The sequence below is a fragment of the Polaromonas sp. JS666 genome, assembly GCF_000013865.1.
Taxonomy (GTDB): Bacteria; Pseudomonadota; Gammaproteobacteria; order Burkholderiales; family Burkholderiaceae_C; genus Polaromonas.
The window spans coordinates 435554-461138 of sequence record NC_007948.1 but is presented as its reverse complement, the minus strand read 5'-3'; the positions used below and the strand labels follow the sequence as shown (position 1 = coordinate 461138).

At 63.1% G+C, this 25585-nt stretch carries 21 protein-coding genes; 15 read left to right on the top strand and 6 right to left on the bottom strand.

Annotated elements, in window-relative coordinates:
• Window positions 1–121 precede the first annotated feature (121 nt).
• On the bottom strand, window positions 122–1144 hold the full coding sequence (locus BPRO_RS02195) for an AbrB family transcriptional regulator (RefSeq protein ID WP_232291480.1): 1023 nt from the start codon (window positions 1142–1144) through the stop codon (window positions 122–124).
• Between the two features lie 178 nt (window positions 1145–1322).
• On the opposite strand from BPRO_RS02195, the gene BPRO_RS02190 reads away from it, so the two are divergent.
• Entirely contained in the window at window positions 1323–2204 is an 882-nt protein-coding gene (locus tag BPRO_RS02190) for a ChaN family lipoprotein (protein WP_011481412.1), read from the top strand.
• A 130-nt stretch (window positions 2205–2334) separates the two neighbouring features.
• On the opposite strand, the gene BPRO_RS02185 is transcribed toward BPRO_RS02190, so the two are convergent.
• Together BPRO_RS02185 and BPRO_RS02180 are read right to left on the bottom strand one after the other, a co-directional pair.
• On the bottom strand, window positions 2335–3405 hold the full coding sequence (locus tag BPRO_RS02185; protein ID WP_011481411.1) for a DUF4034 domain-containing protein: 1071 nt from the start codon (window positions 3403–3405) through the stop codon (window positions 2335–2337).
• A 207-nt stretch (window positions 3406–3612) separates the two neighbouring features.
• Entirely contained in the window at window positions 3613–4728 is a 1116-nt protein-coding gene (locus BPRO_RS02180) for a DUF4034 domain-containing protein (RefSeq protein WP_232291479.1), read from the bottom strand.
• Between the two features lie 396 nt (window positions 4729–5124).
• Here BPRO_RS02180 and purU point away from each other — a divergent pair, with 396 nt between their 5' ends.
• Complete coding sequence (gene purU, locus BPRO_RS02175) at window positions 5125–5973, top strand: formyltetrahydrofolate deformylase (protein ID WP_011481409.1); 849 nt, start codon at window positions 5125–5127, stop codon at window positions 5971–5973.
• Between the two features lie 5 nt (window positions 5974–5978).
• Window positions 5979–6878 carry a LysR substrate-binding domain-containing protein gene (locus BPRO_RS02170; RefSeq protein WP_011481408.1) on the top strand — a complete coding sequence of 300 codons (900 nt, stop codon included), beginning with the start codon at window positions 5979–5981 and terminating at the stop codon, window positions 6876–6878.
• Between the two features lie 57 nt (window positions 6879–6935).
• On the opposite strand, the gene BPRO_RS02165 is transcribed toward BPRO_RS02170, so the two are convergent.
• A complete protein-coding gene (locus BPRO_RS02165; protein ID WP_011481407.1) occupies window positions 6936–7967 on the bottom strand; it encodes a LacI family DNA-binding transcriptional regulator in 1032 nt (343 codons plus the stop codon).
• Window positions 7968–8556: 589 nt separating this feature from the next.
• Between BPRO_RS02165 and BPRO_RS02160 the strand changes: the two genes are divergently transcribed.
• From BPRO_RS02160 to BPRO_RS02140, 5 genes are all read left to right on the top strand, one after another.
• Window positions 8557–9708, top strand: coding sequence for an L-talarate/galactarate dehydratase (locus BPRO_RS02160; protein ID WP_011481406.1), 1152 nt, complete (start codon window positions 8557–8559; stop codon window positions 9706–9708).
• A gap of 268 nt (window positions 9709–9976) precedes the next feature.
• The gene (locus tag BPRO_RS02155; protein ID WP_011481405.1) at window positions 9977–10960 is read left to right on the top strand and encodes a Bug family tripartite tricarboxylate transporter substrate binding protein; all 984 of its coding nucleotides are present in this window, start codon (window positions 9977–9979) and stop codon (window positions 10958–10960) included.
• 146 nt (window positions 10961–11106) lie between these two features.
• Window positions 11107–12609: an FAD-linked oxidase C-terminal domain-containing protein gene (locus BPRO_RS02150; RefSeq protein WP_011481404.1), complete on the top strand. Its 1503-nt coding sequence runs from the start codon at window positions 11107–11109 to the stop codon at window positions 12607–12609.
• Window positions 12610–12640: 31 nt separating this feature from the next.
• On the top strand, window positions 12641–13012 hold the full coding sequence (locus BPRO_RS02145; protein WP_011481403.1) for a CidA/LrgA family protein: 372 nt from the start codon (window positions 12641–12643) through the stop codon (window positions 13010–13012).
• Entirely contained in the window at window positions 13005–13730 is a 726-nt protein-coding gene (locus BPRO_RS02140) for an LrgB family protein (RefSeq protein ID WP_011481402.1), read from the top strand. Before BPRO_RS02145 ends, BPRO_RS02140 begins: the two co-directional genes overlap by 8 nt.
• Window positions 13731–13787: 57 nt before the next feature.
• Here the strand turns inward: BPRO_RS02140 and BPRO_RS02135 are convergent, their stop codons facing one another.
• Together BPRO_RS02135 and BPRO_RS02130 are read right to left on the bottom strand one after the other, a co-directional pair.
• The gene (locus BPRO_RS02135) at window positions 13788–14339 is read right to left on the bottom strand and encodes a bactofilin family protein (protein ID WP_011481401.1); all 552 of its coding nucleotides are present in this window, start codon (window positions 14337–14339) and stop codon (window positions 13788–13790) included.
• Window positions 14340–14486: 147 nt separating this feature from the next.
• Window positions 14487–14792 (bottom strand): RNA recognition motif domain-containing protein, encoded by a 306-nt coding sequence (locus tag BPRO_RS02130; RefSeq protein WP_011481400.1) that lies wholly within the window; start codon window positions 14790–14792, stop codon window positions 14487–14489.
• A gap of 268 nt (window positions 14793–15060) precedes the next feature.
• On the opposite strand from BPRO_RS02130, the gene BPRO_RS30775 reads away from it, so the two are divergent.
• The 7 genes from BPRO_RS30775 to BPRO_RS02095 all read left to right on the top strand — a co-directional run bounded on the left by BPRO_RS30775 (window position 15061) and on the right by BPRO_RS02095 (window position 25532).
• Window positions 15061–18030, top strand: coding sequence for a bifunctional diguanylate cyclase/phosphodiesterase (locus BPRO_RS30775; RefSeq protein WP_011481399.1), 2970 nt, complete (start codon window positions 15061–15063; stop codon window positions 18028–18030).
• A 603-nt stretch (window positions 18031–18633) separates the two neighbouring features.
• Window positions 18634–19425: a class II aldolase/adducin family protein gene (locus BPRO_RS02120; protein ID WP_011481398.1), complete on the top strand. Its 792-nt coding sequence runs from the start codon at window positions 18634–18636 to the stop codon at window positions 19423–19425.
• Window positions 19426–19483: 58 nt separating this feature from the next.
• Window positions 19484–21052, top strand: coding sequence for an ABC transporter substrate-binding protein (locus BPRO_RS02115; protein WP_011481397.1), 1569 nt, complete (start codon window positions 19484–19486; stop codon window positions 21050–21052).
• 37 nt (window positions 21053–21089) lie between these two features.
• Window positions 21090–22064, top strand: a complete 975-nt coding sequence (locus BPRO_RS02110; RefSeq protein WP_011481396.1) for an ABC transporter permease — start codon at window positions 21090–21092, stop codon at window positions 22062–22064.
• Complete coding sequence (locus BPRO_RS02105; protein WP_041388239.1) at window positions 22064–22906, top strand: ABC transporter permease; 843 nt, start codon at window positions 22064–22066, stop codon at window positions 22904–22906. Before BPRO_RS02110 ends, BPRO_RS02105 begins: the two co-directional genes overlap by 1 nt.
• Window positions 22903–24567, top strand: coding sequence for an ABC transporter ATP-binding protein (locus tag BPRO_RS02100; protein WP_011481394.1), 1665 nt, complete (start codon window positions 22903–22905; stop codon window positions 24565–24567). Before BPRO_RS02105 ends, BPRO_RS02100 begins: the two co-directional genes overlap by 4 nt.
• The gene (locus BPRO_RS02095; RefSeq protein ID WP_011481393.1) at window positions 24567–25532 is read left to right on the top strand and encodes a 2-hydroxyacid dehydrogenase; all 966 of its coding nucleotides are present in this window, start codon (window positions 24567–24569) and stop codon (window positions 25530–25532) included. Before BPRO_RS02100 ends, BPRO_RS02095 begins: the two co-directional genes overlap by 1 nt.
• Window positions 25533–25585 lie beyond the last annotated feature (53 nt).

Genomic DNA, 25585 nt, shown 5'->3' with positions numbered 1-25585 from the left:
TCACTGCGTGTAGCTCCCTGCCCCCCGAGGGGGCCGCTGCGCCTGCGGCCCGGCGAAGCCGGTTCCGCGGCCCCTGCTGGATTGAGGAGCCCTCAGGGTCGCCCTCTGTCCCCTTTTCTTCTCATTCAGCGGGTGGGCTTTCAGCCTGCGCCGCCGGTCGCTTCTGGTACATCCAGCGGTACATCGGCTCGGCCAGCAATAGCACCGCCGCCAGCCGCGTGACGTGAAACGCCGTCACCACCGGCACGCCGAGTTGCAGCACCTTGGCGGTGATAGCCATCTCGGCAATGCCGCCCGGCGAAGTCCCCAGCAGCAGCGTGGCCCAATGCAGGTTGCTGAACCGGGCCAGCATCCACGCAAAGCCGGCGCACAAGCCCATCATCCCGACAGTCGCCAGCGCCACAGAACCGAGCCAGCGCGGCGCCAGATGCACAAAACTGCGGGTAAAGCGCACGCCCAGGCTGATGCCGATCACGAGTTGTGCGGCATTGGTCATCCACTGCGGAAGCGCTGACAGCGTGAAACCGCAGGCGGTCAGCAGCAACGACACCACCAGCGCACCGATGAACCAGGGGTTGGTGCGCTTGAGCTTGAGCATGGTCCAGCAGCCGATGCCGGTCAGTCCGGCCAGCAGTGCCAGCCCCGGGAAGTGAACGTCCCGGACACCGGGGAGCGTCGTATCCAGCCCGTGCAACCCGGCCCACTGAAAGCCGAAAGGAATGATCAGCGTCACCAGCAGCACGCGCAGGCTGTGCGCCGACGCTACCAAGTCCGTCTGCGCGCCGTGGCTCTCGCCCATCAGGGTCATTTCCGAGGCCGCGCCTATGGGTGCGGCGAAGTAGGTGGTGATGCGGCTCAGGCCCGACACATGAAGCGGCCCGGGCCCATGGTGCACACGGTGCAACCAGGCGCCAAAGATCCATCCCAATGCCAGCGCCCAGACAATATTGAGCGCAATCGCCCACCACAAACCGGCCACCAGCGCGACCACCTGCGGCGTGAAATAAAGCCCCAGCGCGCAGCCAATGATCCACTGGCCGGCATCGCGCAGCGGCGTCCAGCTGGCCGTGGCACCGCCCAGCATGGAGATGATGGCAGTCACCAGCAAGGGCCCGATCATCCACGGCAGGGGCGTGCGCAACATGACGCACAGAGCGGCCGCGGCCCAGGCGATCAGGAGCGTCCCAATGACGCACACCGGCGGAGATCGAAGCAAGGACAATAGGCGTTTGGCAGCGTCAGGAAGCATGGACGTGTAAGCGGAAAATGACAAGTTGGAAGCATGCCGGGCGGAGCCGGGCCGAAGGCATTAGTATCCACCGATGCTTCATGTCCCTTTGCTAGCCTTGTCAGCGTTGTCAGGCTTCCCCGGTGCACTGATCTGCGTCGCCGCCATGGCGCTGGCCGGTGGCTGCGCCAGCCGCCCCGGCCCGCCGGAAGCGCCCATCCTCCAGCCCCCCAGTGGCAGTGCTGCCGCAGCCACGGTCGCCCGCCTTGATGCATTGCTGCCCATCGATGCGCTGCTGATCGGCGAACAACACGATGCCGCAGAACACCAGCAGATAGCGCAGCAGGTCGTCGCACGCCTGGCGGCACGCGGCCTGCTGGGGGCCCTGGCGCTGGAAATGGCCGATGCCGGGGTGAGCACCGCCGCTCTGCAGCCCAGCGCCTCCGAAGAACAGACACGCCATGCGCTGAAATGGAACGACAAGGCCTGGCCCTGGACGGCGTACGGACCGGCCGTGATGACAGCCGTGCGCGCCGGCGTGCCGGTGCTGGGCGCCAACCTGCCGCGCGCGCAGATGCAAGGCAGCATGGACGACAGCAAGCTCGACGTTCAATTGCCCGGCCCGGCGCTGAAGGCGCAGCAGCAGCTGATTCGCCTTGGCCATTGCAACCTGCTGCCCGAGAGCCAGATCACGCCGATGACGCGCGTCCAGATTGCCAGGGACATCACCATGGCCCATACCTTGAGTCAGGCGGCACTGCCCGGCAAGGTGGTGGTGTTGCTGGCCGGCAGCGGCCATGTGGACCGCCACCTGGGTGTGCCGCAGCACCTGCCCTCGAACCTCAGTAGTAAGTCTATCGGCCTCCTTGCCGAAACACTGCGGAACGCCACTGAACACATAGCAAAATTTGATGCGATTTGGCCCGCACGGCCGGCGCCCGAGAAAGACTATTGCGCCGAATTCAGGATGCGTTGACAGACCCGATCTGCGCACGTGCAACGACCATCACGGAGGGACGGCCGGATTACCTAACCTGGATAAAACCGGGCATGCCCACGGGGTCCTCCTGAAACAGCCTATTCGAACTGTCCCGGCAGAACAAACCCTAAATTCCCGCCCAGCGAATGCACGCTTCATACGAATACCCGTCTAGCCAGGAGTCAGGGCTTAATTCTTGTTTGGGGATTAGGCTCATCGCTTTGCCAAAGGTTGACTTGTCTCTCGCAAAACACGCATAACTTGCATACAGATTTTTCAGGACGGCATTCGGATCCCGAGCGATCCAGTCGTCAAAACCTCTTTTCATCCTGGTCCAATTCATGGCCGTCCTCTCCTTTACAACTGCGTCACCCAGGGCAGCGTAGAGCCGGGCGTAAAAAGACATGCCCTCGGTCGACTCCAATTGCCGGCTGGAATGGTCGATGAATGCGTCCACCGCCTCCCAACTGCCCCCCCATTTGGGAACCAGGCGCGAAGCGATCAGCCGGTAGAAACTGAGATATCGAGGCCATCGCTTGACTGCATTCAAAAAGACAGTTCGCGGGTCGCTTTTCACGCCACGCCCTTCAAGCGCAACCGTCAAAAGAATCAGGTGCCACACCGCCGTGTCTTTCAGAGACGGTGGTGCGCTCATAAGCTTTTTTTCAGCCTCTCCGAGGCTCTTCGCAAAGATCTCCCAAGATTCTGGCGACACGGTCGATGCGACCCCCTCTCCGCGTGCACTCCAAGCTTTTGCGTGTAGCGCCAAGGCATCCGCAAGCAATATGAAATCTGAATGTGGGAAGGCAGATCTCCACTTGGTAAGTGAGCTTTCCTCAATTTTGCCGCGGTGATCATCCACGAACTCATCGAGGGTCCCATACACGGCGGCAGCCTTATTAACTCCACCGGGAAACAATTCTTCCGAGGTCGCAAGCTCGCGCAGAGCGCGCTCCAGCAAAGCAAATTGACCTTGTTGGCCGAGCATCCGTAAACGATCCTTTGTCACCGCGAAATCAGGCCAATCGTTCGCCTTGCAAAAAAATGATTCGACGCCTTCCTCGAAATTACATTTCAGGGGCCGCATATCCCATGGATAGCGCTCAGCCGGCAATCGTTCGGCCTGCGCCGCGGCAGCCCCGCAAGCCAATGACAGGATCAAAATTTCCCGGATTATTCTCAGGAAAATATTAGGCATCTGGACTCCCCTCGTGAACGACTTATTTTTGATTTATTCATTAACCCAGCGGCATACCAATGAAATGCACACCGCCATTCCATCTGGAAGCAAACAACCTCAGAATCGCGTCCAACAAAACTTCATGAGCACTTGGGAGCACTTGGATCCGAATCGCGAGAGATCACCAAAACGGAATACACCAGCCTGTCCGAGGCCGCATCAGCATTAAATTCCAGCCCACCGAGCGCATGCCTCATATGAGTGCCCTGCAAGCCATTGGCCTGGTAGTAATTCTTGTTTGAGTATTTGGCCTATCGCCTTGCCAAAGGTTGACTTGTCCCTGGCAAAACAGGCATAGCTCGCATAGAGATTTTTCACGCTGGCACGTGAATCCCGAGCGATCCAGTCGTCGAAGCCTCTTCTCATCTTGACCCAATCCATGGCCGTTTGTCCCCGCGTAACCTCATTACCAATGGAAGCGTAGAGCCGGGCGTAAAAGGACATGCCTTCGGTCGACTCCAATTGCCGGCTGGAATGGTCGATAAATGCCTCCACCGCCGCCCAACTGCCACCCCTGACAGGACTCAGGTACGAGATCATTTCCATGTAAAAATCAGCAGATTTCGGCCAACGCTTGACTGCATTCAAGAAAACAGTTTGCGGGTCGCTTTCCACGCCACGGCCCTCAATCGCAATCTTCAAAAGAATCAGGTGCCACACCGCCGTATCTTTCAAAGACGGTGGTGCCTGCATGAGCTTTTTCTCAGCATCTCCCAGCCTCAGTGCGAAGAGCTCCCCGGATTCTGGCAATACCGTTGACGCGGCACCTCCACGGAGCTCCCAGGCCCGTCTATGCAGCAACATGGCATCGGTAAGCAACAAAAATTTGGATTGTGGAACTACTGACTTCCACAAGGCAAGCGGATCCCCTCCAATAATTGCAGCCCTCCTGTGATCCTGCACAAGCTCTTCCAGGGTCCAATGCACAGCAGTGGCCTTATTGAAACCATTGGGGAGTAGTTCTTCCGACGTGGCAAGTTCGGTCAGAGCACGCTCCAGTAACGCGAATCGTCCAGTCCATCGAAGAGATCTCAAGCGCTCTCTTGTTACCTCGTAGCTGGGCCAATTGTCCGCCTTACATAATTCCGTTTCGACATTTTTCTTATAGCTACAGAAAAATGGCCGCATATCCCACGGATAGCGCTCGGCCTGCCATTCGTCAGCCTGCACAGTGAATGCAGCACAGGCAAATGACAGGATCAATAGCTCCCGGAGTTTTTTCGCAAAAAAGTTCTGCATCTGGCCTCCCTGCGTGAACAAATTATTTTTGTGGTCATGCAAGAATATCTTACAAACGAAAAACGACGGGGATACGGACTGCTACGCAGCCTGCGCGAGTGACTAACCCCCACGCTTCTCACTGCGTGCAATGCGCGAGGATTCCACGGCGCCGGCCAGGCCGAGACTGCGAATGCCGATCACGTTGGGCAAGCCATTGAGGCTCCTTTGGGTGGCAGGTACCAGCCGGCGCTGCCCGACACCGGCTCCACAATGATGGCAGCCACTGCTGCTCCATGTGGAAGCCCTGGCAAGCCATGCGGGGTCTCCTGCGTCGGGATGAGGGATGTGGGTGGGTAAAGGTGTAATCTTGCATCCGGTACTTTTGCGCCTCCCCGGCACCCGGGATTCCGGCCGGATCAGGCGATCGGTGGCGGAGCCTGCGACAATTCATCCCCTATGAACCACGCATATATCCTGACCCTGTCCTGCCCGGACCGTAGGGGCATTGTTCACGCCGTTTCCGGTTTTTTGCTGCAGAACGGCGGCAACATTGAAGAAGCCGCCCAGTACAACGACCATGACACGGGCCTGTTTTTCATGCGGGTGCAGTTTGCCTGCGACCAACTGACGCACGAGGAGCTGTCGCAGCAGCTCAAGGGCTTTGCCGAGCCCTTCCAGATGAACTGGAAACTGCACGCGACCACGCAACCGATGCGCACCGTCATCATGGTCAGCAAGGAAGGCCATTGCCTGAACGACCTGCTGTTTCGCTGCAAGTCGGGCCTGCTGCCGCTGGACGTCCGCGCCATCGTGTCCAACCACCGGGAGTTCTACCAGCTGGCGGCCAGCTACAACATTCCTTTTCACCATTTCCCGGTGACCGCCGCGAGCAAAGCCCAGGTCGAGGACAAGCAGCTGGAAATCATCGAGTCGGAGGGCGCCGAGCTGGTGGTGCTGGCGCGCTACATGCAGATCCTTTCCAACGACCTGTGCCGCAAACTGGCTGGCCGCGCGATCAACATCCACCACTCCTTCCTGCCCAGCTTCAAGGGCGCCAAGCCTTACTACCAGGCGCATGACCGCGGCGTGAAACTGATAGGCGCGACCGCCCACTATGTGACGGGCGACCTGGACGAAGGCCCGATCATCGAACAGGACGTGGCGCGCGTGGACCACAGCAAGACCGTCGAAGACCTGACGGCCATGGGCCGCGACACCGAAAGCCAGGTGCTGGCGCGCGCCGTCAAGTGGCACAGCGAGCATCGCGTGCTGCTCAACGGCCACAAGACCGTGATTTTCAAGTAACCACCATGGCCGCGCCGGCGAGAATTCCACCGATTCAGTGCCTGCTGACGTTTGAAGCGCTGGCACGGCTGCGCAGCGTGACCCAGGCGGCCGAGGAACTCTGCGTGACACCCAGCGCCGTGAGCCACCGGGTCAAGCAGCTGGAGCAAATCATCGGCACCAAGCTGTTTGGCCGGGCTGATTTTTCATTGACCACCGAAGGCAGCGAATACCTGGCGCATGTGCGCGAGGGCCTCGCCACGCTGCAGAAGTTTCCCGGCACCGCCGGCCAGAATGGCACAACCGGCAAGCGCAAGCTGCGGCTGGCGATCACGCCCACGTTTGCCCGTTCGATTCTGATTCCACGGTTGCGGCAATTCACCGAGGCCTATCCCGAGATTGACCTGACCCTGCAGGTCTCGATTCCCCTGCTGGATGTGGTGGCCGAAGATGCCGACCTGATCGTGCGCTTCGGCACCGGGCGTTATGCCGACATGGAACATGTGTGCCTGGCCCATGACGACGTCACCCCGCTGGCCTCGCCGGCCTTTGTACGCGAGCACGGTCCCTTTGAAGCGGCGGAAGACCTGGAAGGCGAGAGCCTGCTGCGCTCCCCGCTGGAGCCCTGGCGCACCTGGTTTGTCGCCAACAACCTGGACTGGCCCGAGCCGCAAGACGGCTCCCAGTTCAATGACATCGGCCTCATGTGCGATGCGGCCGCGGCGGGCATGGGCATCGCACTCATCCGCCTCAAGCTGGGCGCACCCTGGCTGGACAATGGCTCGCTGGTGCGCCTGGGCAACAACGCGGTCTTCGGCCGCAACGTTCCGAGCCCGCACGCCCACTATCTGTGCTGGCGTACCGGCACCATGGACCGCTGGGAATGTGCGGCCTTCGCGGACTGGCTGCGCAAGAGCCTGACCTGATCCGTACCACAGCTTGCCCTCCCTGTACTGAGCTGAGGCGTCAACCCGAAGAAAACATCAAGCCTGGCTGGCACCGCCCCCGGTTGACTGCCTCTCGACAATGCGAAAGCCCACATCGATGACGCGTTCTGCAATGGGTTCCCCCCGGCAGCGTGCAACGATGAGCCGCGCAGCCAGTCTGCCGATGGCGGCACCGTCGACATGCACCGTGGTCAGCGAGGGCTGCAGGTGGGCCGCGAAGTCTGCATCGCCAAAACCGCAGACCGCCAGGTCCTCGGGGACCCGCAGGCCCCGTGCCTGCGCCTCGACCAGCACGCCTTGCGCCAGCTGGTCCGAGCTGCAGTAGACGGCCTCGAGTTTTGGGTCCTGCTGCAGCAGTTCGGCCAGCGCCCGCCGTCCCAGCGCCAGGTTGCTCGGGGCGGGCACCACTGCGGTCGGCACCTCATGGCCGACGGTTGCCAGAAAACCCTCGCGCCGCAACGAGCCGCGATGGTCATCGCCAGTGGCGATCCCGAGCCGATGCCAGCCCTTGCCCAGAAAGTAGCCCGCGACTGCGCTGCCAACCTTCAGGTGGGAAAAACCCACCAGCATGTCAATGGGGCGATCGCTCAGGTCCCAGGTCTCGACGATGGGGATGCCCAGGCGGCGCAGCCTTTCCCTGGCAGCCTGCGAATGCACCAGACCCGTCACCACGATGCCATCCGGCCGGCGGCTGATCATGGTGTTGAGCAAGGCGTCCTCGCGGGAACGGTTGTAACCGGTCTGCCCCAGGATGAGCTGGTAGCCGTCGGCGTCCAGCGCCTCGGTCAGCGACTGCACGGTGGGCAGGAATTGGGCGACCGAGATCGTGGGCACGAGCCCGGCCACCATCAGGCTGCGCCTGGACTTGAGTCCGCCAGCCAGCAGGTTGGGAATGTAGCCCGTGGCCTCGACGGCCTTCTGCACACGTTCGATCGTCTTGTCGGACACCAGCGTCGGGTTGCTCAGCGCTCGCGATGCGGTGATCAGCGAGACGCCGGCTTCCCGGGCGACATCATGAAGGGTGGCGGCTTTAAAGCCAGGAGAGTGAGTCAGGGCAGGGGCAGGCATGGCCAGGCGATTGTCCGATTAAACCTGGAAACGGCAGTTGGATGCGTCCGAGTGCGCCGTGATCGGCGTGCCAGGCAAGGCGTGACAACGCAGTGGGCTGCTGCCCACAAGGCGGAGCAACGCAGCATGGCGCGCCGAGCATGGTGCCATCGGGCGCATAGCGCTGTCACCCGGAAGGTAAACGCCATCGAAGAGGGGAAAGTCAATGGGCATGCGGCTTTCCTGAAGTTTGCGAGCGGTCAACTGCTGTTTCCAGGTTAAACACAGAAAAGCCTCATAAACCGGTAAAGTGAGTGCTTGACGGCCAAAAATGACAACGTTATCATTAATTCATGTTGCGTGCTTTTTCTTCGAAAATTTCGGAGTGCCAAGGCTAAAAAGTTAACGGGGATCACGGTTTTGAGTTTTATACATTCATCAACACGCTTCAAAATGATAACGTTATCATTTTGTAAGAGAGAAAACCCTGATGTCCCGTTTCTTCGAGACCGGGCACAAGCACCGGGCGGCCGTGGTGACCACAGCCGGGTTGAAGCTCGACTGACACCTGAACGCCGAATGAACGTTCCCGCTCACCCCTGAAGAGTCCATGAAGACGACAACCAGTTCCACGCCCAGCGACCGCATCACCTGGGTCCGGATATCGTCCTGCTACCTGCCACTCGCCACACCCATCAGCGACGCCAAGGTATTGACCGGCCGCCAGAAGCCGATGACCGAGATTGCCATCCTGTTCGCGGAAATCGAGACAGCAGGTGGCCATCAGGGTCTGGGCTTCAGCTACTCCAAGCGGGCCGGCGGGCCAGGCCAGTTTGCCCATGCCAGGGAGATCGCACCGGCGCTCATCGGCGAGGACCCCAGCGACATCGCCAAACTCTGGGACAAGCTCTGCTGGGCCGGTGCCTCCGCGGGACGCAGTGGTCTGTCGACGCAGGCCATCGGCGCCTTTGACGTTGCGTTGTGGGACCTGAAGGCCAAACGCGCCGGTCTCTCGCTGGCCAAGTTGCTCGGATCCTACCGCGACTCGGTGCGCTGCTACAACACCTCGGGCGGTTTTCTGCACACACCCATCGACCAGCTCATGGTCAATGCATCGGCATCCATTGAGCGCGGTATCGGTGGCATCAAGCTCAAGGTTGGCCAGCCGGACGGCGCGCTGGACATCGCCCGCGTGACGGCCGTGCGCAAACACCTGGGTGACGCCGTGCCCCTCATGGTCGATGCCAACCAGCAATGGGACCGGCCAACCGCCCAGCGCATGTGCCGCATCTTCGAGCCGTTCAACCTGGTCTGGATCGAGGAACCGCTGGATGCCTACGACCATGAAGGCCATGCGGCGCTGGCGCTGCAGTTTGACACGCCGATTGCGACCGGCGAGATGCTGACCAGCGCGGCCGAGCACGGAGACCTGATCCGCCATCGGGCGGCCGACTATTTGATGCCCGATGCGCCACGGGTCGGCGGCATCACCCCCTTCCTGAAGATCGCTTCGCTGGCCGAACACGCGGGGTTGATGCTGGCGCCGCACTTCGCGATGGAGTTGCATGTGCATCTGGCCGCGGCTTACCCGCGCGAACCCTGGGTCGAGCATTTCGAGTGGCTGGAGCCGCTGTTCAATGAGCGCATCGAGATCAGGGATGGGCGGATGCTGGTGCCGACCAGGCCTGGCCTGGGCCTCACCCTGAGCGGGCAGGTCAAGGCCTGGACCCGAGAAGAAGCGCAAGTCGGCACACGCCCGTAGCGTGCGAACGGCCATTCGCGACATTGAATGCAGGTCTTGCCAGGCTACCCACAATATGGTTCAGTTAAGCCCTTGCCCCTGGTTTGTCATCCCGGACTTGATCCGGGATCCATGGATCGCGGGTCAGGCCCGCAATGACAAGTCAAGGTTTTGGTCATTCCGACATTCCGATTCAGGGTGAATAACTTAAATGAACAGTATTGGGCTACCCACCCGAAATCACAGCACCGGATAACTGAGTTTTTAACCCGACCAAGGAGACAATGACATGAAAAATCGCCGTCTGGCCCTCGCCCTGATTGCACAGGCAGCTATCAGTTTTGCAGCAATGACCGGGGTGGTTCACGCCCAGTCAGACTACCCGACCAAACCGGTCAAGATCATTGTGCCGTTTCCGCCAGGCGGAACCAGCGACGTGATGGGCCGGATGCTGGCTGACGAGCTGACCAAAATCCTCAAGCAGCCGTTCATTGTCGAGAACGTTGCCGGTGCGGGCGGCACCATCGGTACCGACCGCGCCTCCAGGCTGACACCTGACGGCTACACGCTGATCCAGACCGGCGTGGGCCAGAACGCCGTGGCGCACGGGCTGGACGCGAACCTCAAATACAACTCGATGAAGGACTTTGCCCACATCTCGCAGATTCACTCCGGGCCCAACGTGCTGGTGGTCCACCCGGCGACGCCCTACAAAAGTGTCAAGGATGTGGTGGCTTACGCCAAAGCCAACCCCGGCAAGCTGGACTACGGCTTTACCCACGCCGCGTCCGGGCACATGGCCATGGAGCTGTTCAAGCAGACGGCCGGCATCTACATGACCGGCATTTCCTACCGGGGCGGTGGCCCGATGTTGACCGACATCCTCGGTGGCACGATTCCGATGATGTTCATCAACCAGGACGCGGCGCTGCCCCACGTGAAGGCCGGCAAACTTCGCGCGCTCGCAGTCACCAGCGCGCAGCGCAACCCCCTGTACCCCGACGTGCCGACCATTGCCGAATCAGGCTACAAGGGCTTTGAGGCGCTGTCCTGGTCGGGCATCTCGGCCATCAAGGGCACGCCACAGCCCATCGTGGACAAGCTGGAGGCTGCCGTGGCGCAGGCCATGCAGTCTGACGCCATCAAGCAGCGCATGGGCTCGGTCGGCTTCATCATCCCGGCGCAAGGCTCCAAACCCTACACCGCCTTCGTGAAGCAGGAAATCGACACCTGGACCCGGGTGATCAAGACCGCCGGCCTCAAAGCCGAGTAAGCCAGGGCCGGCCGCTTTTTTCAATGCGCAGTGGGGCCCCATCAGGCACTGCGCCCACAAATCCGGCATTTCACGCAAGACCATAAATTTCTTCAACCCAACCGGCGCTGCATGCTCTAAAGTTTGACCTCAGACAGGAGCCCCGCATGAACGCCCCCTTATCTCCCCCGCAGCACGATTTACATGAAAGAGCCGAGCGCCAGTCGCACGTGGTGCAGGCGCTTCAAGCCGTGCTGCCCGCCCACGCCCTGCTCTGGAACAGCGAAGACACCACACCCTATGAATGTGACGGTCTGACGGCTTATCGCCAGCGCCCGCTGGTGGTGGCCCTGCCCGAAACCTATGCGCAGGTGCAGGCCGTGCTGCAAACCTGCCACAGCCTTGAGGTGCCGGTGGTGGCGCGCGGCGCCGGCACCGGCCTTTCCGGCGGCGCGATGCCGCACCGGCTGGGTGTCACGCTGTCGCTGGCCAAGTTCAACAAAATCCTGAAGCTCGACCCCACCAGCCGCACCGCCGTCGTGCAGGGCGGTGTGCGCAACCTGGCGATCTCCGAAGCGGCAGCGCCCTGCGGCCTCTATTACGCACCCGACCCGTCAAGCCAGATTGCCTGCACCATCGGCGGCAACGTGGCCGAGAATTCCGGCGGCGTGCACTGCCTCAAGTACGGGCTCACCGTGCACAACGTGCTCAAGGTCAAGGGCTTCACCATCACCGGGGAAGAAGTCGAATTTGGCAGTGACGCGCTGGATGCGTCGGGCTACGACCTGCTGAGCATCATCATCGGCAGCGAAGGCATGCTGGCCGTGACGACCGAGGTCACCGTCAAGCTTGTGCCCAAACCGCAGCTGGCGCGCTGCATCATGGCCAGCTTTGACGATCTGCGCAAAGCCGGTGATGCGGTGGCGGCGGTCATTGCGGCCGGCATCATCCCGGCGGGGCTGGAGATGATGGACAAGCCCATGACGGCTGCCGTGGAAGATTTTGTGCATGCGGGCTACGACCTGAGCGCCGAAGCGATTTTGCTGTGCGAGAGCGATGGCACACCCGAGGAAGTCGAGGAAGAGATCGGCCGCATGAGCGAGGTGCTGCGCCGCTGCGGCGCCACCGCCATTGCCGTGAGCCAGAATGAGGCCGAGCGCCTGCGCTTCTGGAGCGGACGCAAGAATGCCTTCCCCGCGTCCGGCCGCATCAGCCCCGACTACATGTGCATGGACTCCACCATTCCGCGCAAGCGTCTGGCCGACATCCTGCTCGCGATCCAGGACATGGAAAAGAAATACCAGCTGCGTTGCGCCAATGTGTTTCATGCCGGCGACGGCAACCTGCACCCGCTGATTTTGTTTGACGCCAACGACGCCGACCAGTTGCACCGCTGCGAGTTGTTCGGGGCCGACATTCTTGAAACCAGCGTCGCCATGGGCGGCACCATCACCGGCGAGCACGGCGTTGGCGTGGAGAAACTCAACTCCATGTGCGTGCAATTTTCCGCGGAAGAAAACGAGCAGATGTTTGGCGTCAAGCGTGCCTTCGATGCCAGGGGCCTGCTCAACCCCGGCAAGGTCATCCCCACGCTGAACCGCTGCGCCGAGTACGGAAAAATGCTGGTGCGTGGCGGCCAGATCGCGCATCCGGACCTGCCGCGTTTCTGACAATCACGAAGCACCAGGAAGCGCACTCAGCATGCAAGCCCTCCGCGGACTGGCCTGGCTGCTGGCACTTCAGTCCATCGGTGAGTTGCTGACGCGCGGGTTGTCTTTGCCCTTTCCGGGGCCCGTCATTGGCATGATGTTGCTGCTCCCGGCGTTGCGATGGCGCATGGTGCGCGAGCCGGTTTCTGCCTGTGCAGACTTTTTGCTGACACACCTTTCGTTACTCTTTGTACCCGTCGGCGTCGGTGTGATGACGCATCTCTCACTCGTCAGCCAGTATGGCGTGCGCATGCTCGCAGTCATTGTGCTGTCCACGCTGGCCGGTCTGGCGGTGACTGTTTTGAGCCTGCACCTGCTGCAGGGCCGCCTCGACCCCCTCGGGAAGGAGGACCCGCATGCCTAAGTTCGTGGAGCTGTGGGTCTACCTCTCGGCCTCGCCGCTGTTCGGACTGACTGCCACGCTGGTGGTGTATGTGCTGGCCCAGGCAGCGTATGCGCGCCTGGGGCATGCCCCCTGGGCCAACCCGGTGTTGTGGACCATGGTGTGCATTGCCAGCGGCCTGCTGCTGACTGACGTGCCCTACCCCAGCTATTTCGCCGGCGCGCAATTCATCCATTTCCTGCTGGGCCCGGCCGTGGTGGCGCTGGCCTGGCCGCTTTGGCAGCGGCGCGAGGAACTGCGTCGACGCTGGTGGCGCCTGCTGCTCGCCGCACTGGCAGGCGGGGCAGCTGCGAGCGGCTCGGCACTGCTGCTGGCGTGGGCTCTCGGCTTGCCGGCGGAAGTCGCGCTATCGCTGGTGCCGAAGTCCGTGACCGCACCCGTCGCCATGGGGATCGCTGAAAAAATAGGCGGCATTCCGGCGCTCGCCGCCGTGTTTGCCGTCATCACCGGCCTGGTGGGGGCGCTCGCCGGCAAGTACCTGTTCGACGCCTTGCGCATACCGGCAAACCAGGCGGGATGGGCAGCACGCGGCTTCGCCCTGGGCACAGCGTCCCATGGGATTGGCGCGGCGCGCGCCCTGCAGGTCAACGCCGATGCCGGCGCTTATGCCGGCCTGGCGCTGGGCCTGCAAGTCGTGCTCGCTTCCCTGTTGATACCGCTGGCCTTTCGCTGGTTCTAGCGCTGGCTTTAGGTTTCCCGGGTAAGCTCTGCCGGAGTGGCCGGAACGCCTGGACCGCTAGACCGCCTGCAAACCAGGCTTGACCATGGCCGCAGGCTTGCTGCCCAATGCACCGAACTGGATTTCACCCGAGAGTTGGCCACCCTCTTCAATCACCAGCTTGCCATAGCGAATGGTGCCGGTCACCTTGCCGGTCGAATAGATCACCAGTTTCTGGCGCACCGTCAGATTGCCGTTGAATTCGCCGCGAATCTCTGCGACGTCAATGTCAGCCGATCCCTTAAAGGCGCCCTGCTCTGCAATCTGGATCACGCGCGAATCCATCGTGGCCTCGACCAGGCCTTCCACCACCAGGGTGTCGCAGTCGGTGATTTCCACGCCCTTGAGCTTGATGTTGGGTCCGACCGTCAGCTTGCTCCCGCCTTCCTTGCTGGTAGAGGCAGAAGCATCATTCACAGGTTTGGCATTGCTTTGCTGATTGGCAGCCGCAGAAGCGGACTGCAGCGTGCTGGAGGTGCCTGAGGTCCCATAACCATTGGACGCACCACGCAGATTGGGGGACGTGGTAGACGTCTCATTTTCTCGCTTGCCAAAGAACGGTGTTGCCATGTGACTTCCTTAAAAAGACCGCATGGTACGTCTGCAGACAATAAAAAGCTTCGCCCTTGTGCAAGAGAGGTAACGAAATTAATTTTTACAGGATGCGGCCGCATCGCATCCAGCATCGCACGCGAAGTGCGCGCACCGGCTCTTCCACTAGAAGTTGCCGGAGTCAGCCCACTGCGAAGAGGGGCCGGAATCTTCCTGCGAGTCCGGCGAGACCAGATCAACCACGAAGACCACTTCGCCGCCGAACTTTCCCACGCCAAGCGTCTTCATCAGGGCCTGTTCGTTTTCCGGGGAGTCGAGGCGCAGAAAGCAGATGGCCTGCTGCTGGCCTTCATGCATGGCCGTCAGGATGTCCAGCCTTTCAATGCGCCCAAATCTCGAGCACAAGGCGTGGACAGCAGGTTTCAGTGTGGCAACATCAGGGCATTGCCGCAAATCCTGCATGGTATTCATGATGCATCTCTCCCTGTACTTTCTGCCGGCAGCTCAGTTCGACAAAAAAGGCTGTCTTTAAATATACTCGGCACAATGCTAACGCCACGTGACATTTAACACAAAAATCTAACAAATTAACAAAATTCCTGGCGAGGACTCCAAAAACACGGAACGGAGGGGACGGCGTGGATACTGATAGTAGGCTGAACCCGCTTGAGTCGGCAAGACCTTTGTTCGATGCCCGCCATGCACCACTTATGCGTTCATTCGCAGGAACAAACGCCTTGTGACATCCAGCCTGCCCACCATCCCACCCAGCGCAGCAGTAGCCGCTGCATCCGGCACCAGCATGGTGCCCCTGTCCGAGCCTGACTTTGACGGGCTGGTCCAGCTGGCCGCGCGGTTCTGCGGAACTGGCGCGGCCATCCTGCATCTGGCGGGCGAAGAGACGACTTCATCCTCATGGTCAGTGGGCCTTCCGGAGAAGGCCGACAGCCTGGCAGATTTTTACGCCCAGGTTCTGCTGCGTGGCGGACAGCCCCTGACCATCACCGACGCCGCAACGGACCCGACCCTGTCCCGCCACCCGCTGGTGGCCGGTCCGGCAGGCCTGCGCTTTTTCGCGGCCGTCCCGCTTATTGCGTCCGATGGCACGCCGCTGGGCGTGCTGGCCGTCATGGACGCCGCTGCGCGCGCGTGCCGGGACGGTGACCTGGACGCACTCAACATTCTGGGCCGGCAGGTGGTGGCGCAGCTGGACCTCAGGCGCCAGCACAAGTTCCTTGCGGACCGTAGCGCAGAACGCGAACAGCAGAGCCGGATGCGCCTGCAGCACAGTGAGAACCGCCTGCACATCGCCATGCGCACCGCGCAGATGGGCAATTGGTCGCTGAACCTCGCGGACGACAGCCTGACACTGTCATCCGAGTTCCCGGCCATTCTCGGCACCAGCGCTGCCATGCCGCAGACACTCGAGGAACTGCTGCTCCACTACGCGGCTGAATCGCGCGGCAGACTCCGCCACGTTATCAGCGAATGCGCGCGCAAGGGCACGCCCTTCGATGAGGAGGCCCAGATGCTGACGGCGCAGGACGGCCGGCGGTGGGTGCGGATCATCGGCGAAGTCGTGCGGGACGGCCAAGGGGCAATCACGCGCATCCAGGGCGCCTTGCAGGACATCAACGCCAGGAAACAGGCGCAGGAGGAAACCCTGCGCCTGGCCATGCGCCTGACCACGACGCTGGCCAGCATCACCGAGGCCTTTGTGACGCTGGACCGGGAGGGCCGCTTTACCTACCTCAACCAGGAGAGCGAGCGGCTGCTGCAGCGTTCGACCGCCGAATTGCTGGGTCAGGAGATCTGGCAGGATTTCGGCGAGGAGGTGAGCGGCCGGCTGCGCCAGCACATCCAGCGGGCGCTGGCCACGAACCGCCAGGTGGAGTTCGAGTATTTTGATGCGCCGCTCGGCAAGTGGCTGGAAGTACGCGCCTATCCGTTTGCCGAGGGACTGGCGGTCTACTTTCGCGATGTCAGCGAGCGGCGAAACTCCCAGGAGCAGCTGATGCTGCTGGAGACCGGCATCGCGCGGCTGAACGACATTGTGGTCATCGTCGAGGCGTCGCCGCATCACGGGTCAGGGCCGCAGATCGTCTTCGTCAATGACGCCTTCGAGCGGCACACCGGCTACACCCGCGACGAGGTGCTGAGCCGAATGCCGGGCATGCTGCAGGGGCCTGGCACGCGGCAAGACGAACTCGCCCGCATCTTCAGCGCACTGCAGCAATGGAAACAGGCACGCGGCGAGCTGGTGATCTACCGCAAGGATGGCGGGTCGTTCTGGGTGGATCTGGAAATCGTCTCGGTGGCTGCCCAAAACGGCGATCTGACCCACTGGGTCGCCGTGGGCCGCGACATTACCCAGCGCAAGGCGGCCGACGAGAAGATCCATCATCTCGCCTTCTACGATCCACTGACCGAGCTGCCCAACCGCCAATTGCTGCTGGACCGGCTGGAACAGGCGCTGGCGGACTGCACCATTACCCGGCAGGAAGGTGTCCTGATGTTCATCGACCTGGACAACTTCAAGATCCTCAACGACACCGTGGGCCACTCGAAGGGCGACCTGCTGCTGCAGAAGGTGGCAGTGCGCCTGAAGGGATGCGTGCGCAAGCTCGATACCGTGGCGCGCCTGGGTGGCGACGAGTTTGTGGTGATGCTGCAGGACCTGGGCACGCAGCCCGAAGCGGCGACCCGCAAGGCCCAGATCGTGGCCGAAAAAGTGCTGGCCACCCTGCGTGAACCCTATGACCTGGCGGGCTATCAGCACTACAGCACCTCCAGCATCGGGGTAACGCCCTTCAATGCACGGCAAGGCAGTGTCAGCGAACTGCTCAAGCAGGCCGATCTGGCGATGTACCAGGCCAAGACCATGGGCCGCAACACCGTCTGCTTTTTCGATCCGGACATGCAGGCCTCCGTCAGCGCCAACGCCGCCCTGAGCACCGACCTGCGCGCCGGCCTGCGGGAACACCAGTTCCTGGTTCACTACCAGCCGCAGGTCGACCGCGAGCAGCGCATCACCGGCGTCGAAGCGCTGCTGCGCTGGAAGCATCCGCAGCGTGGCATGGTGAGCCCGGCGGAGTTCATTCCGGTGGCCGAAGAGACGGGCCTGATACTGCCGCTGGGTCAATGGGTGCTGGAGCAAGCCTGCCTGCAGCTGGCGGTCTGGCAGAAACGGCCTGAAACGGCAGGCCTGAGCATTGCCGTCAACGTGAGCGTGCGGCAGTTCCGCCACCCCGACTTCGTGGACATGGTGATGGCTGCGATCAAGCATACCGGCATCCAGCCCCACAACCTCAAGCTCGAGTTGACGGAGAGCCTGCTGGCCGACCGCATGGAGATCGCCATCGCCAAGATGGGCACGCTCAAGGCGCTGGGCGTGACCCTGGCGCTGGACGACTTCGGCATGGGCTACTCCTCGCTGTCCTACCTCAAGCGGCTACCGCTGGACCAATTGAAGATCGACAAGAGCTTCATTGCGGACGTCTTCAGCGACCCGAACGACGCTGCCATCTGCAGCGCCATCATTTCGCTGGCGCAAAGCCTGGGACTCGATGTGATTGCCGAAGGCGTCGAGACCGAGGCACAACGCAGCTTTCTGGCCGGGCTGGGTTGCGGCTACTACCAGGGCTTTCTGTTCTGCCCGCCGCTGCCCATCGCCGAGTTCGAGGCCTTCATGCAGGGTGCAGCACCCTGAAATCGCGCAAAAAGAGGCCTGGCAACCCAGGACAGGCCTGCCCCCAGCAGCGCCGGCACACGATCGAGGTGATACACGGGTCGCAGCGCCCACCCTGTTGCATCGCCTGCGGCAAATTCAGGGTATGGAGATCGCGTCACCACGCCCACGGCGGAAGCTGAACAACGAGCCTCGCAGAGCGTACAGCGTTGGCAACCCATGCCCCCCTGCAAAACGGTGCGGGAGATCGTCATGCACCGATTGTTGGGACTACACCGTTCGGATACGTGAATCACCCCGCCTGCCGGGAGCGAGCGCGCAATGGTGCGAAGACACCTGATTGGTGCACCACGGCGTGCCGCCGAAGCATACGCCGGAGCCGGTTCGCCACCCCCCAAAAAAGAGGAGCTGCGCGCGCTTCATACCTGCAAATCCAGCGTGCATGCGGCCTGCAGGCGATGTCTTTGCGCGCTCGCACGGTTGCCGGAAGGGGGTCACAGGCCTCGTTGGCCCGAAAATTGCTCAATCCGTTATATGTTGACTGTCGACAGTATTCCAACCAGAATCGCCCAAAACAGCACCGGCGCGCTCAAGCCGCGCCTTACTTACAGAGGGAAACAAGATATGCCGTTGCACGCAGTGGGTCACAAGGCCACACCCATGTCCGACGCCGAGCGCCGGGTACGCGAGGATCTGGCCGCCGCCTACCGGCTGGTGGCGCTCCATGGCATGGACGACAGCATCTACACGCATATTTCCGCGCGTGTCCCCGGCGCCCATGACCAGTTCCTGATCAACCCCTTCGGGATGCTGTTCCGCGACATCACCGCGTCGTCGCTGGTCAAGATCGACCTCGAGGGACGCATCCTGGACGAGTCACCCTACGACGTGAATCCTGCCGGCTTCACCATCCACAGCGCCGTGCACGCGGCGCGCCACGATGCCGCGTGCGTGCTGCACACCCACACGGTGGCGGGCGTGGCGGTGTCATCGCTCGCCGGCGGGCTGCAGCCCTGCAACCAGTGGTCGCTGCAGTTCTACAAGCGCGTCGTCTACCACGACTTCGAAGGCATCGCGCTCGACGCAGACGAGCGCGAGCGCCTGGTCGCCGACCTGGGCCCGACGGCGCGTGCGCTCATCCTGCGCAACCACGGTCTGGTGACGCTGGGGCGCACCATCGCGGAGGCCTTCATCCTGATGCTCAACCTGGAGCGCGCCTGCCGGGTGCAGGTGGCGATCCAGTCCAGCGGCTCGCCGGTGTATCCCGTCCCGCACGAGGTCTGCGAAAAAACAGCACGGCAGTACGAGAGCGGCGACAGCAACCGCCTGCCCGGCCTGCCGGATCCGGACGCGCGCGAATGGCGCGCGCTGCTGCAGCGGCTGGAGCCTGCCGCGGTCACGTCCTTTCGCGATTGATTTTTCCCTCCCACCCTGCTTCCCTCAACCTCGACAGAGCCACAAGGAGTTCGTTCTCATGAAACGTCGCAACCTCATTCAAATGGGTGCCGCTGCCGCCACCGGCCTGACGCTGGCCGGTGTGCCTCTGCATCTGCTGGCCGCAGGCAAGAAGGGCGGCGTGATCAACGCCGTCGTTCAACCCGAGCCTCCGGGACTGATGATGGGCATCACGCAAAACGCCCCCACGCAGCTGATCGCCGGCAACATCTACGAAGGCCTGCTGCGCTACGACGAGAAGATCACTCCGCTGCCTTCGCTGGCGACCTCGTGGACCTCGAACAAGGAAGGCACGCTGTTCACCTTCAAGCTCAAGCCCGGCGTGCTGTGGCATGACGGCAAGCCCTTCACGTCGGCGGACGTGGTGTTCTCGGCCGCCGTGTTCCTGCGCAAGACGCACGCACGCCTGCGCGCCAACCTGGCGGCGATCGAAAGCATCAAGGCCATCGACCCGCTGACGGTCGAGTTCAAGCTCAAGTACCCGTTCGGCCCGTTCCTCGGCATCTTTGAAGTCGGCAGCATGCCGATGGTGCCCAAGCACATCTACGAAGGCACGGACTTCGCCACCAACCCGGCCAACGCCACGCCGATCGGCACCGGCCCCTTCAAGTTCAAGGAGTGGGTCAAGGGCTCCTACATCCAGCTCGTGGCCAACGACAAGTACCACGTCAAGGACGTGCCGCTGGTCGACAGCATCTACTTCCACATCATTCCCGATGCGGCCTCGCGCGCGGCCGCCTTCGAGTCGGGCAAGGTCGACCTGGTGCCCGGCGGCGCGGTCGAATACTTCGACGTGCTTCGCCTGTCGAAACTGCCGGGTGCCGCGGTCACGACCAAGGGCTGGGAGTTCTTTGCGCCGCATGCCTGGCTGTGGATCAACAACCGCAAGGCGCCGATGGACAACATCAAGTTCCGTCAGGCCATGATGTTCGCGATCGACCGCGAAGCCATCTGCAAGGTGGCCTGGCAAGGCTTCGCCAAGCCCGCCACCGGCCCGTTCAACAGCAACATCAAGTTCCACAGCACCGATGTCGCCAAGTACCCGCGCAACGTCGAAACCGCCAAAAAGCTGTTGGCCGAAGCCGGCTACAAGGGCGAAACGCTGCGCATGCTGCCGCTGCCCTACGGCGAAACCTGGACGCGCTCGGCCGAAATCCTGCGCCAGAACCTGGCCCAGGCCGGCGTGAAGATCGAGATGGTCGCGACCGACGTGGCCGGCTGGAACCAGAAACTCAACGAGTGGGACTACGACCTCGCCTTCACCTACGTCTACCAGTACGGCGACCCGGCACTCGGCGTGGCGCGCAACTACACCACGGCCAACATCGCCAAGGGCTCGCCGTTCAACAACGTCGAGGGCTATTCCAACCCGAAGATCGACGCGCTGTTCGACGCCGGCGCGAAGGAGAGCGATCCCGAAAAGCGCAGGGCGATCTATCTGCAGGCGCAGAAAATCCTGCTGGACGAAGTGCCGGTGGCCTGGCTGTACGAAATCAACTTCCCGACGCTCTACCGCACCAAGCTCAGCAACATCGTGAGCTCGGCCATCGGCCTGAACGACAGCCTGAGCACCGCGTCCATCGCATGATGGCGTGCTCGGACCGGCGCAGCGACGGGGGCTGCAAATGAAGCGCACGCAGTTCATGCTGACCCGCGTGCTGCAGGGTCTGGTGGCGATCCTGCTGATCGCCACCGTCAACTTCATGCTGGTGCGTGCCGCGCCGGGCGACCCGGTCTCGGTGCTGGCCGGGGAGGCCGGCGCGTCAGACCCGCAGTTCGTTGCCCAGCTGCGTGCGCAGTTCGGGCTGGACCAGCCGATCACGACCCAGCTCGCCACCTACATCGGCAAGGTGGTGCGGCTGGACCTCGGCTTCTCGTACCGCCAGCAGCAGCCCGTGCTCAAGCTGATCATGGACCGGCTGCCTGCGACGCTGCTGCTCACGGGCAGCGCGTTCGCGCTGTCGCTGCTTTTCGGGATCACGCTCGGCGCGCTCTCGGCACGACGGGCGGGCACCTGGGTCGACAGTTCCATCACCGTGGTGGCGCTCATCTTCTATGCCACGCCGCTCTACTGGCTCGCGCTGATGGCGGTGCTGGTGTTCACGGTGCAGCTCGACTGGCTGCCGGGCTTCGGCTTCAGCACGGTGGGCTCCGGCGCGACCGGGCTGGCACTGGCCTGGGACGTGGCGCAGCACCTGCTGATGCCGGCACTTACGCTGGCGCTGTTCTACATGGCCGTGTATGCGCGCATGACGCGTGCGGCCATGCTCGACGTGGCGCAGATGGACTTCATCAAGACGGCGCGCGCCAAGGGTGTGCGGCCCGGCCGCATCCTGCGCGCGCACGTGCTGCGCAACGCCTTGCTGCCGGTGGTCACGCTGGCGGGCATCCAGGCCGGCGGGATGATAGGCGGCGCGGTGCTGACCGAGACGGTATTCGCCTGGCCCGGCATCGGCCGCCTGATGTTCGACGCCCTGCTGCAGCGCGACTACAGCCTGCTGCTTGGCGCCTTCCTGGTCACCGCGGCCATGGCGGTGCTGTTCAACCTGATCACCGACCTCGTCTACACGCTGGTCGATCCGAGAATCGAATTGACATGATGAAAAGTCCTTTTTGGCAACGCTTCTGCCGCAACAAGGGTGCCGTGATCGGCATGGCCGTGCTGCTGCTGGTGGCCGTCGTTGCGCTCATCGGCCCGTCGATCGCATCGAACGACCCGTGGGGCATGGTGCAGCAGCCCTTCCTCCGCCCGTGGACCGAACCCGGCTTTGCGATGGGCACCGACACGCTGGGCCGCGACATCATGTCGGGCGTCATCTACGGCGCGCGCATCTCGCTGCTGATCGGCGTGGTGTCTACCGTCGTCGCGCTGCTGATCGGCGTCACGCTGGGCGCCATCGCCGGCTACTTCGGCGGCTGGATCGATGCAGCGCTGATGCGCTTCACCGAAATCTTCCAGGCCGTGCCCAGCTTTGCGCTGGCCATCGTGCTGGTCGCGATCTTCCAGCCCTCGGTCGGCTCCATCGTGGCGGCCATTGCCATCGTGTCCTGGCCGCCGGTGGCGCGCCTGGTGCGCAGCGAGTTCCTCACACTGCGCCAGCGCGACTTCGTGCAGGCGGCGCTGCTGGCCGGCCAGTCGACGCCGCGCATCATCCTCACGCAAATCCTGCCCAACGCCATGTCGCCCATCATCGTGATGGCTTCGTTGATGGTGGCCACGGCCATCCTGCTGGAGTCGAGCCTGAGCTTCCTGGGTCTCGGCGACCCGAACCAGATGAGCTGGGGCTACATGGTCGGCTCGGCCCGCACGGTGCTGCGCCAGGCCTGGTGGATGGCGCTGTTCCCGGGGCTGGCCATCGTGCTGACGGTGCTTGCGCTCAATCTCGTGGGCGAAGGGCTGAACGACGGCCTCAACACACGACTCGACGGGAGGAGCAAATGAACGCCACCGTGACGCCGATGAAGCCGGTGCAACCCGTGCTCGACATCGTCGACCTGAGCATCTGCCTGCCCAAGGGTGCCGACCGCGCGCTGGCCGTCGAAGGCGCCACACTCTCCGTGCTGCCGGGCCAGACGCTGTGCGTCGTCGGCGAGTCGGGCTCGGGCAAATCGATGATCGCCAACGCGGTCATGGGCCTGCTGCCACGCCCGCAGGTGGCGCCGGTGGCCGGCAAGATCCTGTTCGAGGGCGTCGACCTGCTGTCACTCACCGAAGCACAGATGCGCGAGCTGCGCGGACGCCGCATCGGCATGGTGTTCCAGGAGCCGATGACGGCACTCAACCCGGTCATGCGCATCGGCGAGCAGATTGGCGAGGTGTTCGACGCGCACGGCTCGGTGCCGGCCGCCGAGAAGCGGCGCCGCATTCTTGCCGCGCTGGCCGATGTCGGTTTGCCCGACCCCGAGCTGTTGATCGACAGCTACCCGTTCCGCCTCTCCGGCGGCCAGCGCCAGCGCGTGATGATCGCCTGCGCCCTGGTACTGGAGCCGGTGCTGCTGATCGCCGACGAGCCGACCACCGCGCTCGACGTGACGACGCAGGCACAGATTCTCAAGCTGGTGCGCGAGCTGCAGCAGCGCCGCGGCACGGCCGTGCTCTTTATCACGCACGACTTCGGCGTGGTCTCGGAAATCGCCGACCATGTGGTGGTGATGCAGACCGGCAAGGTCGTCGAGGCTGGGCCTGCGAGCGCAGTGCTCCGCGCGCCACAGCATCCCTACACGCGCAAGCTGATCGCCGCCATTCCCCACGGCCAGGCGCAACGCGCCACACCCACCGACGATGTGGTGCGGGTGCTGCAGGTGCAGGACCTGTGCAAGATCTACAAGTCGGGCAACGGCCTCTTCAAACGCGCCCGCTCGGTGCAGGCCGCGAAGGACGTCAACTTCGAGCTGCACCGCGGCCAGACGCTGGGACTGGTGGGCGAGTCGGGCTCGGGCAAGTCTAGCGTGGGCCGCTGCCTGGTCGGCCTGGCGCCTTTCGACAGCGGGCGCATCCTCTTCAAGGGCCGCAACCTGTCGCAGGGTGAAGCCTTCCGGCGCGAAGCCGCGGGCAGGATCCAGATGGTGTTTCAGGATCCGTATGCGTCGCTGAACCCGCGCCACCGCGTGGGTGCGGCCATCGCCGGCGGCCCGATCGCTCAGGGCGTGAGCAAGACCGAAGCCATGGCACGCGCGATGGAACTGCTGAACCTGGTCGGCCTCGGTGCCGATGCGGCGCAGCGCTATCCGCACGAGTTCTCGGGTGGTCAGCGGCAGCGCATCGGCATCGCCCGCGCGCTGGCCATGCAACCCGAACTGCTGGTAGCTGACGAGCCGGTGTCGGCGCTCGACGTGTCGGTGCAGGCACAGGTGCTGGAGTTGTTCGCCCAGGTGCGCGAGCAGTTCCAGCTGGCCATGGTGTTCATCACGCACGACCTGCGTGTGGCGGGGCAGATGTGCGACCACATCGCCGTGATGCAGCGCGGCGAGGTCGTGGAGTATGGCGAGACGCACAAGGTGCTGGGCAATCCGCAGCATGCGTACACGCGGCAACTGATCGATGCGGTGCCGCGGCTGGCGTCGCCGAATGCATTGGACGAAACCCCTGCGATGGTGGCTTGATGGAATTGAACGCCATCAGGAAGCCGGCGCCTTGCGTGGCGCTGCTCAGCGAGGAGCTGAACATGCAGTACCTCGCCGACGCCTTCAACGAGGTCTGCCCCGGCGTCGACCTGCGCATGGGTTCCGACCTCGGCATTCTTGAAGACATTGACGCGGCCGTCTGCTGGTTTCCGCCGCACGGCCTGCTCGCGCAGCTCCCCAATCTGACGCTGGTGCAGTCGCTCGCCGCAGGCATCGACCACATCGTGGCCGACCCGGAGCTGCCGCGCCAACTACCGCTGTGCCGCATCGTCGACACCGGCATGGCCGCAGGCATGAAGGCCTATGTGAGCTGGGCGGTGGTACAGCACCACCGCGGCATGAAGGCCTATGTGGCCAGCTCCGCTGCCGGTCAATGGCAGGAGCAGGACGTCGTTTCGCCGCGCCGCCATCGTGTCGGCATCGCGGGCCTGGGCACGCTGGGCATGGCCTGCGCCGAGGCGCTCGCGACCATCGGCTACACCGTGCGCGGCTGGAGCCGCAGCGCCAAGGACGCGCTACCCGACGGGGTGACCGGCTTCCACGGCGACGGCCAGCTCGACGCGTTTCTCTCGGGCTGCGACACGCTGGTGTGCCTGCTGCCGCTGACGCCGCAGACGCGGGGCTTCCTCAACGCCGGACTGTTCGCCAAACTGCCGCGCGGCGCGCACCTGATCAACGTCGGCCGCGGCGCCCACCTGGTCGAAGCCGATCTGCTGCCTGCGCTGGAAAGCGGCCAGCTATCGGCCGCCACGCTCGACGCTTTCTCGCAGGAGCCGCTGCCGCGGGACCATCCGTTCTGGGGCAACGCGCGCATCCTCATCACGCCACACATCGCGACCCGCACCGACCGCCTGGTCATTGCGCAGCAGACGCTCGCCAACCTTGCATCGTTGCAACAGGGTCAGCGCCCGGTCAACCTGGTTGACCTGGCGCGCGGCTACTGAGCGGCGGCGCACCAGCCTGACTTCACTGACTTTATCTTGCAACCGGCCCCATC

Bases quoted from the DNA above. Each gene is read 5' to 3' on its own strand.
- BPRO_RS02195 (WP_232291480.1), bottom strand. From the start codon at position 1,144: ATGTTGCGCACGCCCCTGCCGTGGATGATCGGGCCCTTGCTGGTGACT.
- BPRO_RS02190 (WP_011481412.1), top strand. From the start codon at position 1,323: ATGCTTCATGTCCCTTTGCTAGCCTTGTCAGCGTTGTCAGGCTTCCCC.
- BPRO_RS02185 (WP_011481411.1), bottom strand. From the start codon at position 3,405: ATGCCTAATATTTTCCTGAGAATAATCCGGGAAATTTTGATCCTGTCA.
- purU (WP_011481409.1), top strand. From the start codon at position 5,125: ATGAACCACGCATATATCCTGACCCTGTCCTGCCCGGACCGTAGGGGC.
- BPRO_RS02170 (WP_011481408.1), top strand. From the start codon at position 5,979: ATGGCCGCGCCGGCGAGAATTCCACCGATTCAGTGCCTGCTGACGTTT.
- BPRO_RS02165 (WP_011481407.1), bottom strand. From the start codon at position 7,967: ATGCCTGCCCCTGCCCTGACTCACTCTCCTGGCTTTAAAGCCGCCACC.
- BPRO_RS02160 (WP_011481406.1), top strand. From the start codon at position 8,557: ATGAAGACGACAACCAGTTCCACGCCCAGCGACCGCATCACCTGGGTC.
- BPRO_RS02155 (WP_011481405.1), top strand. From the start codon at position 9,977: ATGAAAAATCGCCGTCTGGCCCTCGCCCTGATTGCACAGGCAGCTATC.
- BPRO_RS02150 (WP_011481404.1), top strand. From the start codon at position 11,107: ATGAACGCCCCCTTATCTCCCCCGCAGCACGATTTACATGAAAGAGCC.
- BPRO_RS02145 (WP_011481403.1), top strand. From the start codon at position 12,641: ATGCAAGCCCTCCGCGGACTGGCCTGGCTGCTGGCACTTCAGTCCATC.
- BPRO_RS02140 (WP_011481402.1), top strand. From the start codon at position 13,005: ATGCCTAAGTTCGTGGAGCTGTGGGTCTACCTCTCGGCCTCGCCGCTG.
- BPRO_RS02135 (WP_011481401.1), bottom strand. From the start codon at position 14,339: ATGGCAACACCGTTCTTTGGCAAGCGAGAAAATGAGACGTCTACCACG.
- BPRO_RS02130 (WP_011481400.1), bottom strand. From the start codon at position 14,792: ATGAATACCATGCAGGATTTGCGGCAATGCCCTGATGTTGCCACACTG.
- BPRO_RS02120 (WP_011481398.1), top strand. From the start codon at position 18,634: ATGCCGTTGCACGCAGTGGGTCACAAGGCCACACCCATGTCCGACGCC.
- BPRO_RS02115 (WP_011481397.1), top strand. From the start codon at position 19,484: ATGAAACGTCGCAACCTCATTCAAATGGGTGCCGCTGCCGCCACCGGC.
- BPRO_RS02110 (WP_011481396.1), top strand. From the start codon at position 21,090: ATGAAGCGCACGCAGTTCATGCTGACCCGCGTGCTGCAGGGTCTGGTG.
- BPRO_RS02105 (WP_041388239.1), top strand. From the start codon at position 22,064: ATGAAAAGTCCTTTTTGGCAACGCTTCTGCCGCAACAAGGGTGCCGTG.
- BPRO_RS02100 (WP_011481394.1), top strand. From the start codon at position 22,903: ATGAACGCCACCGTGACGCCGATGAAGCCGGTGCAACCCGTGCTCGAC.
- BPRO_RS02095 (WP_011481393.1), top strand. From the start codon at position 24,567: ATGGAATTGAACGCCATCAGGAAGCCGGCGCCTTGCGTGGCGCTGCTC.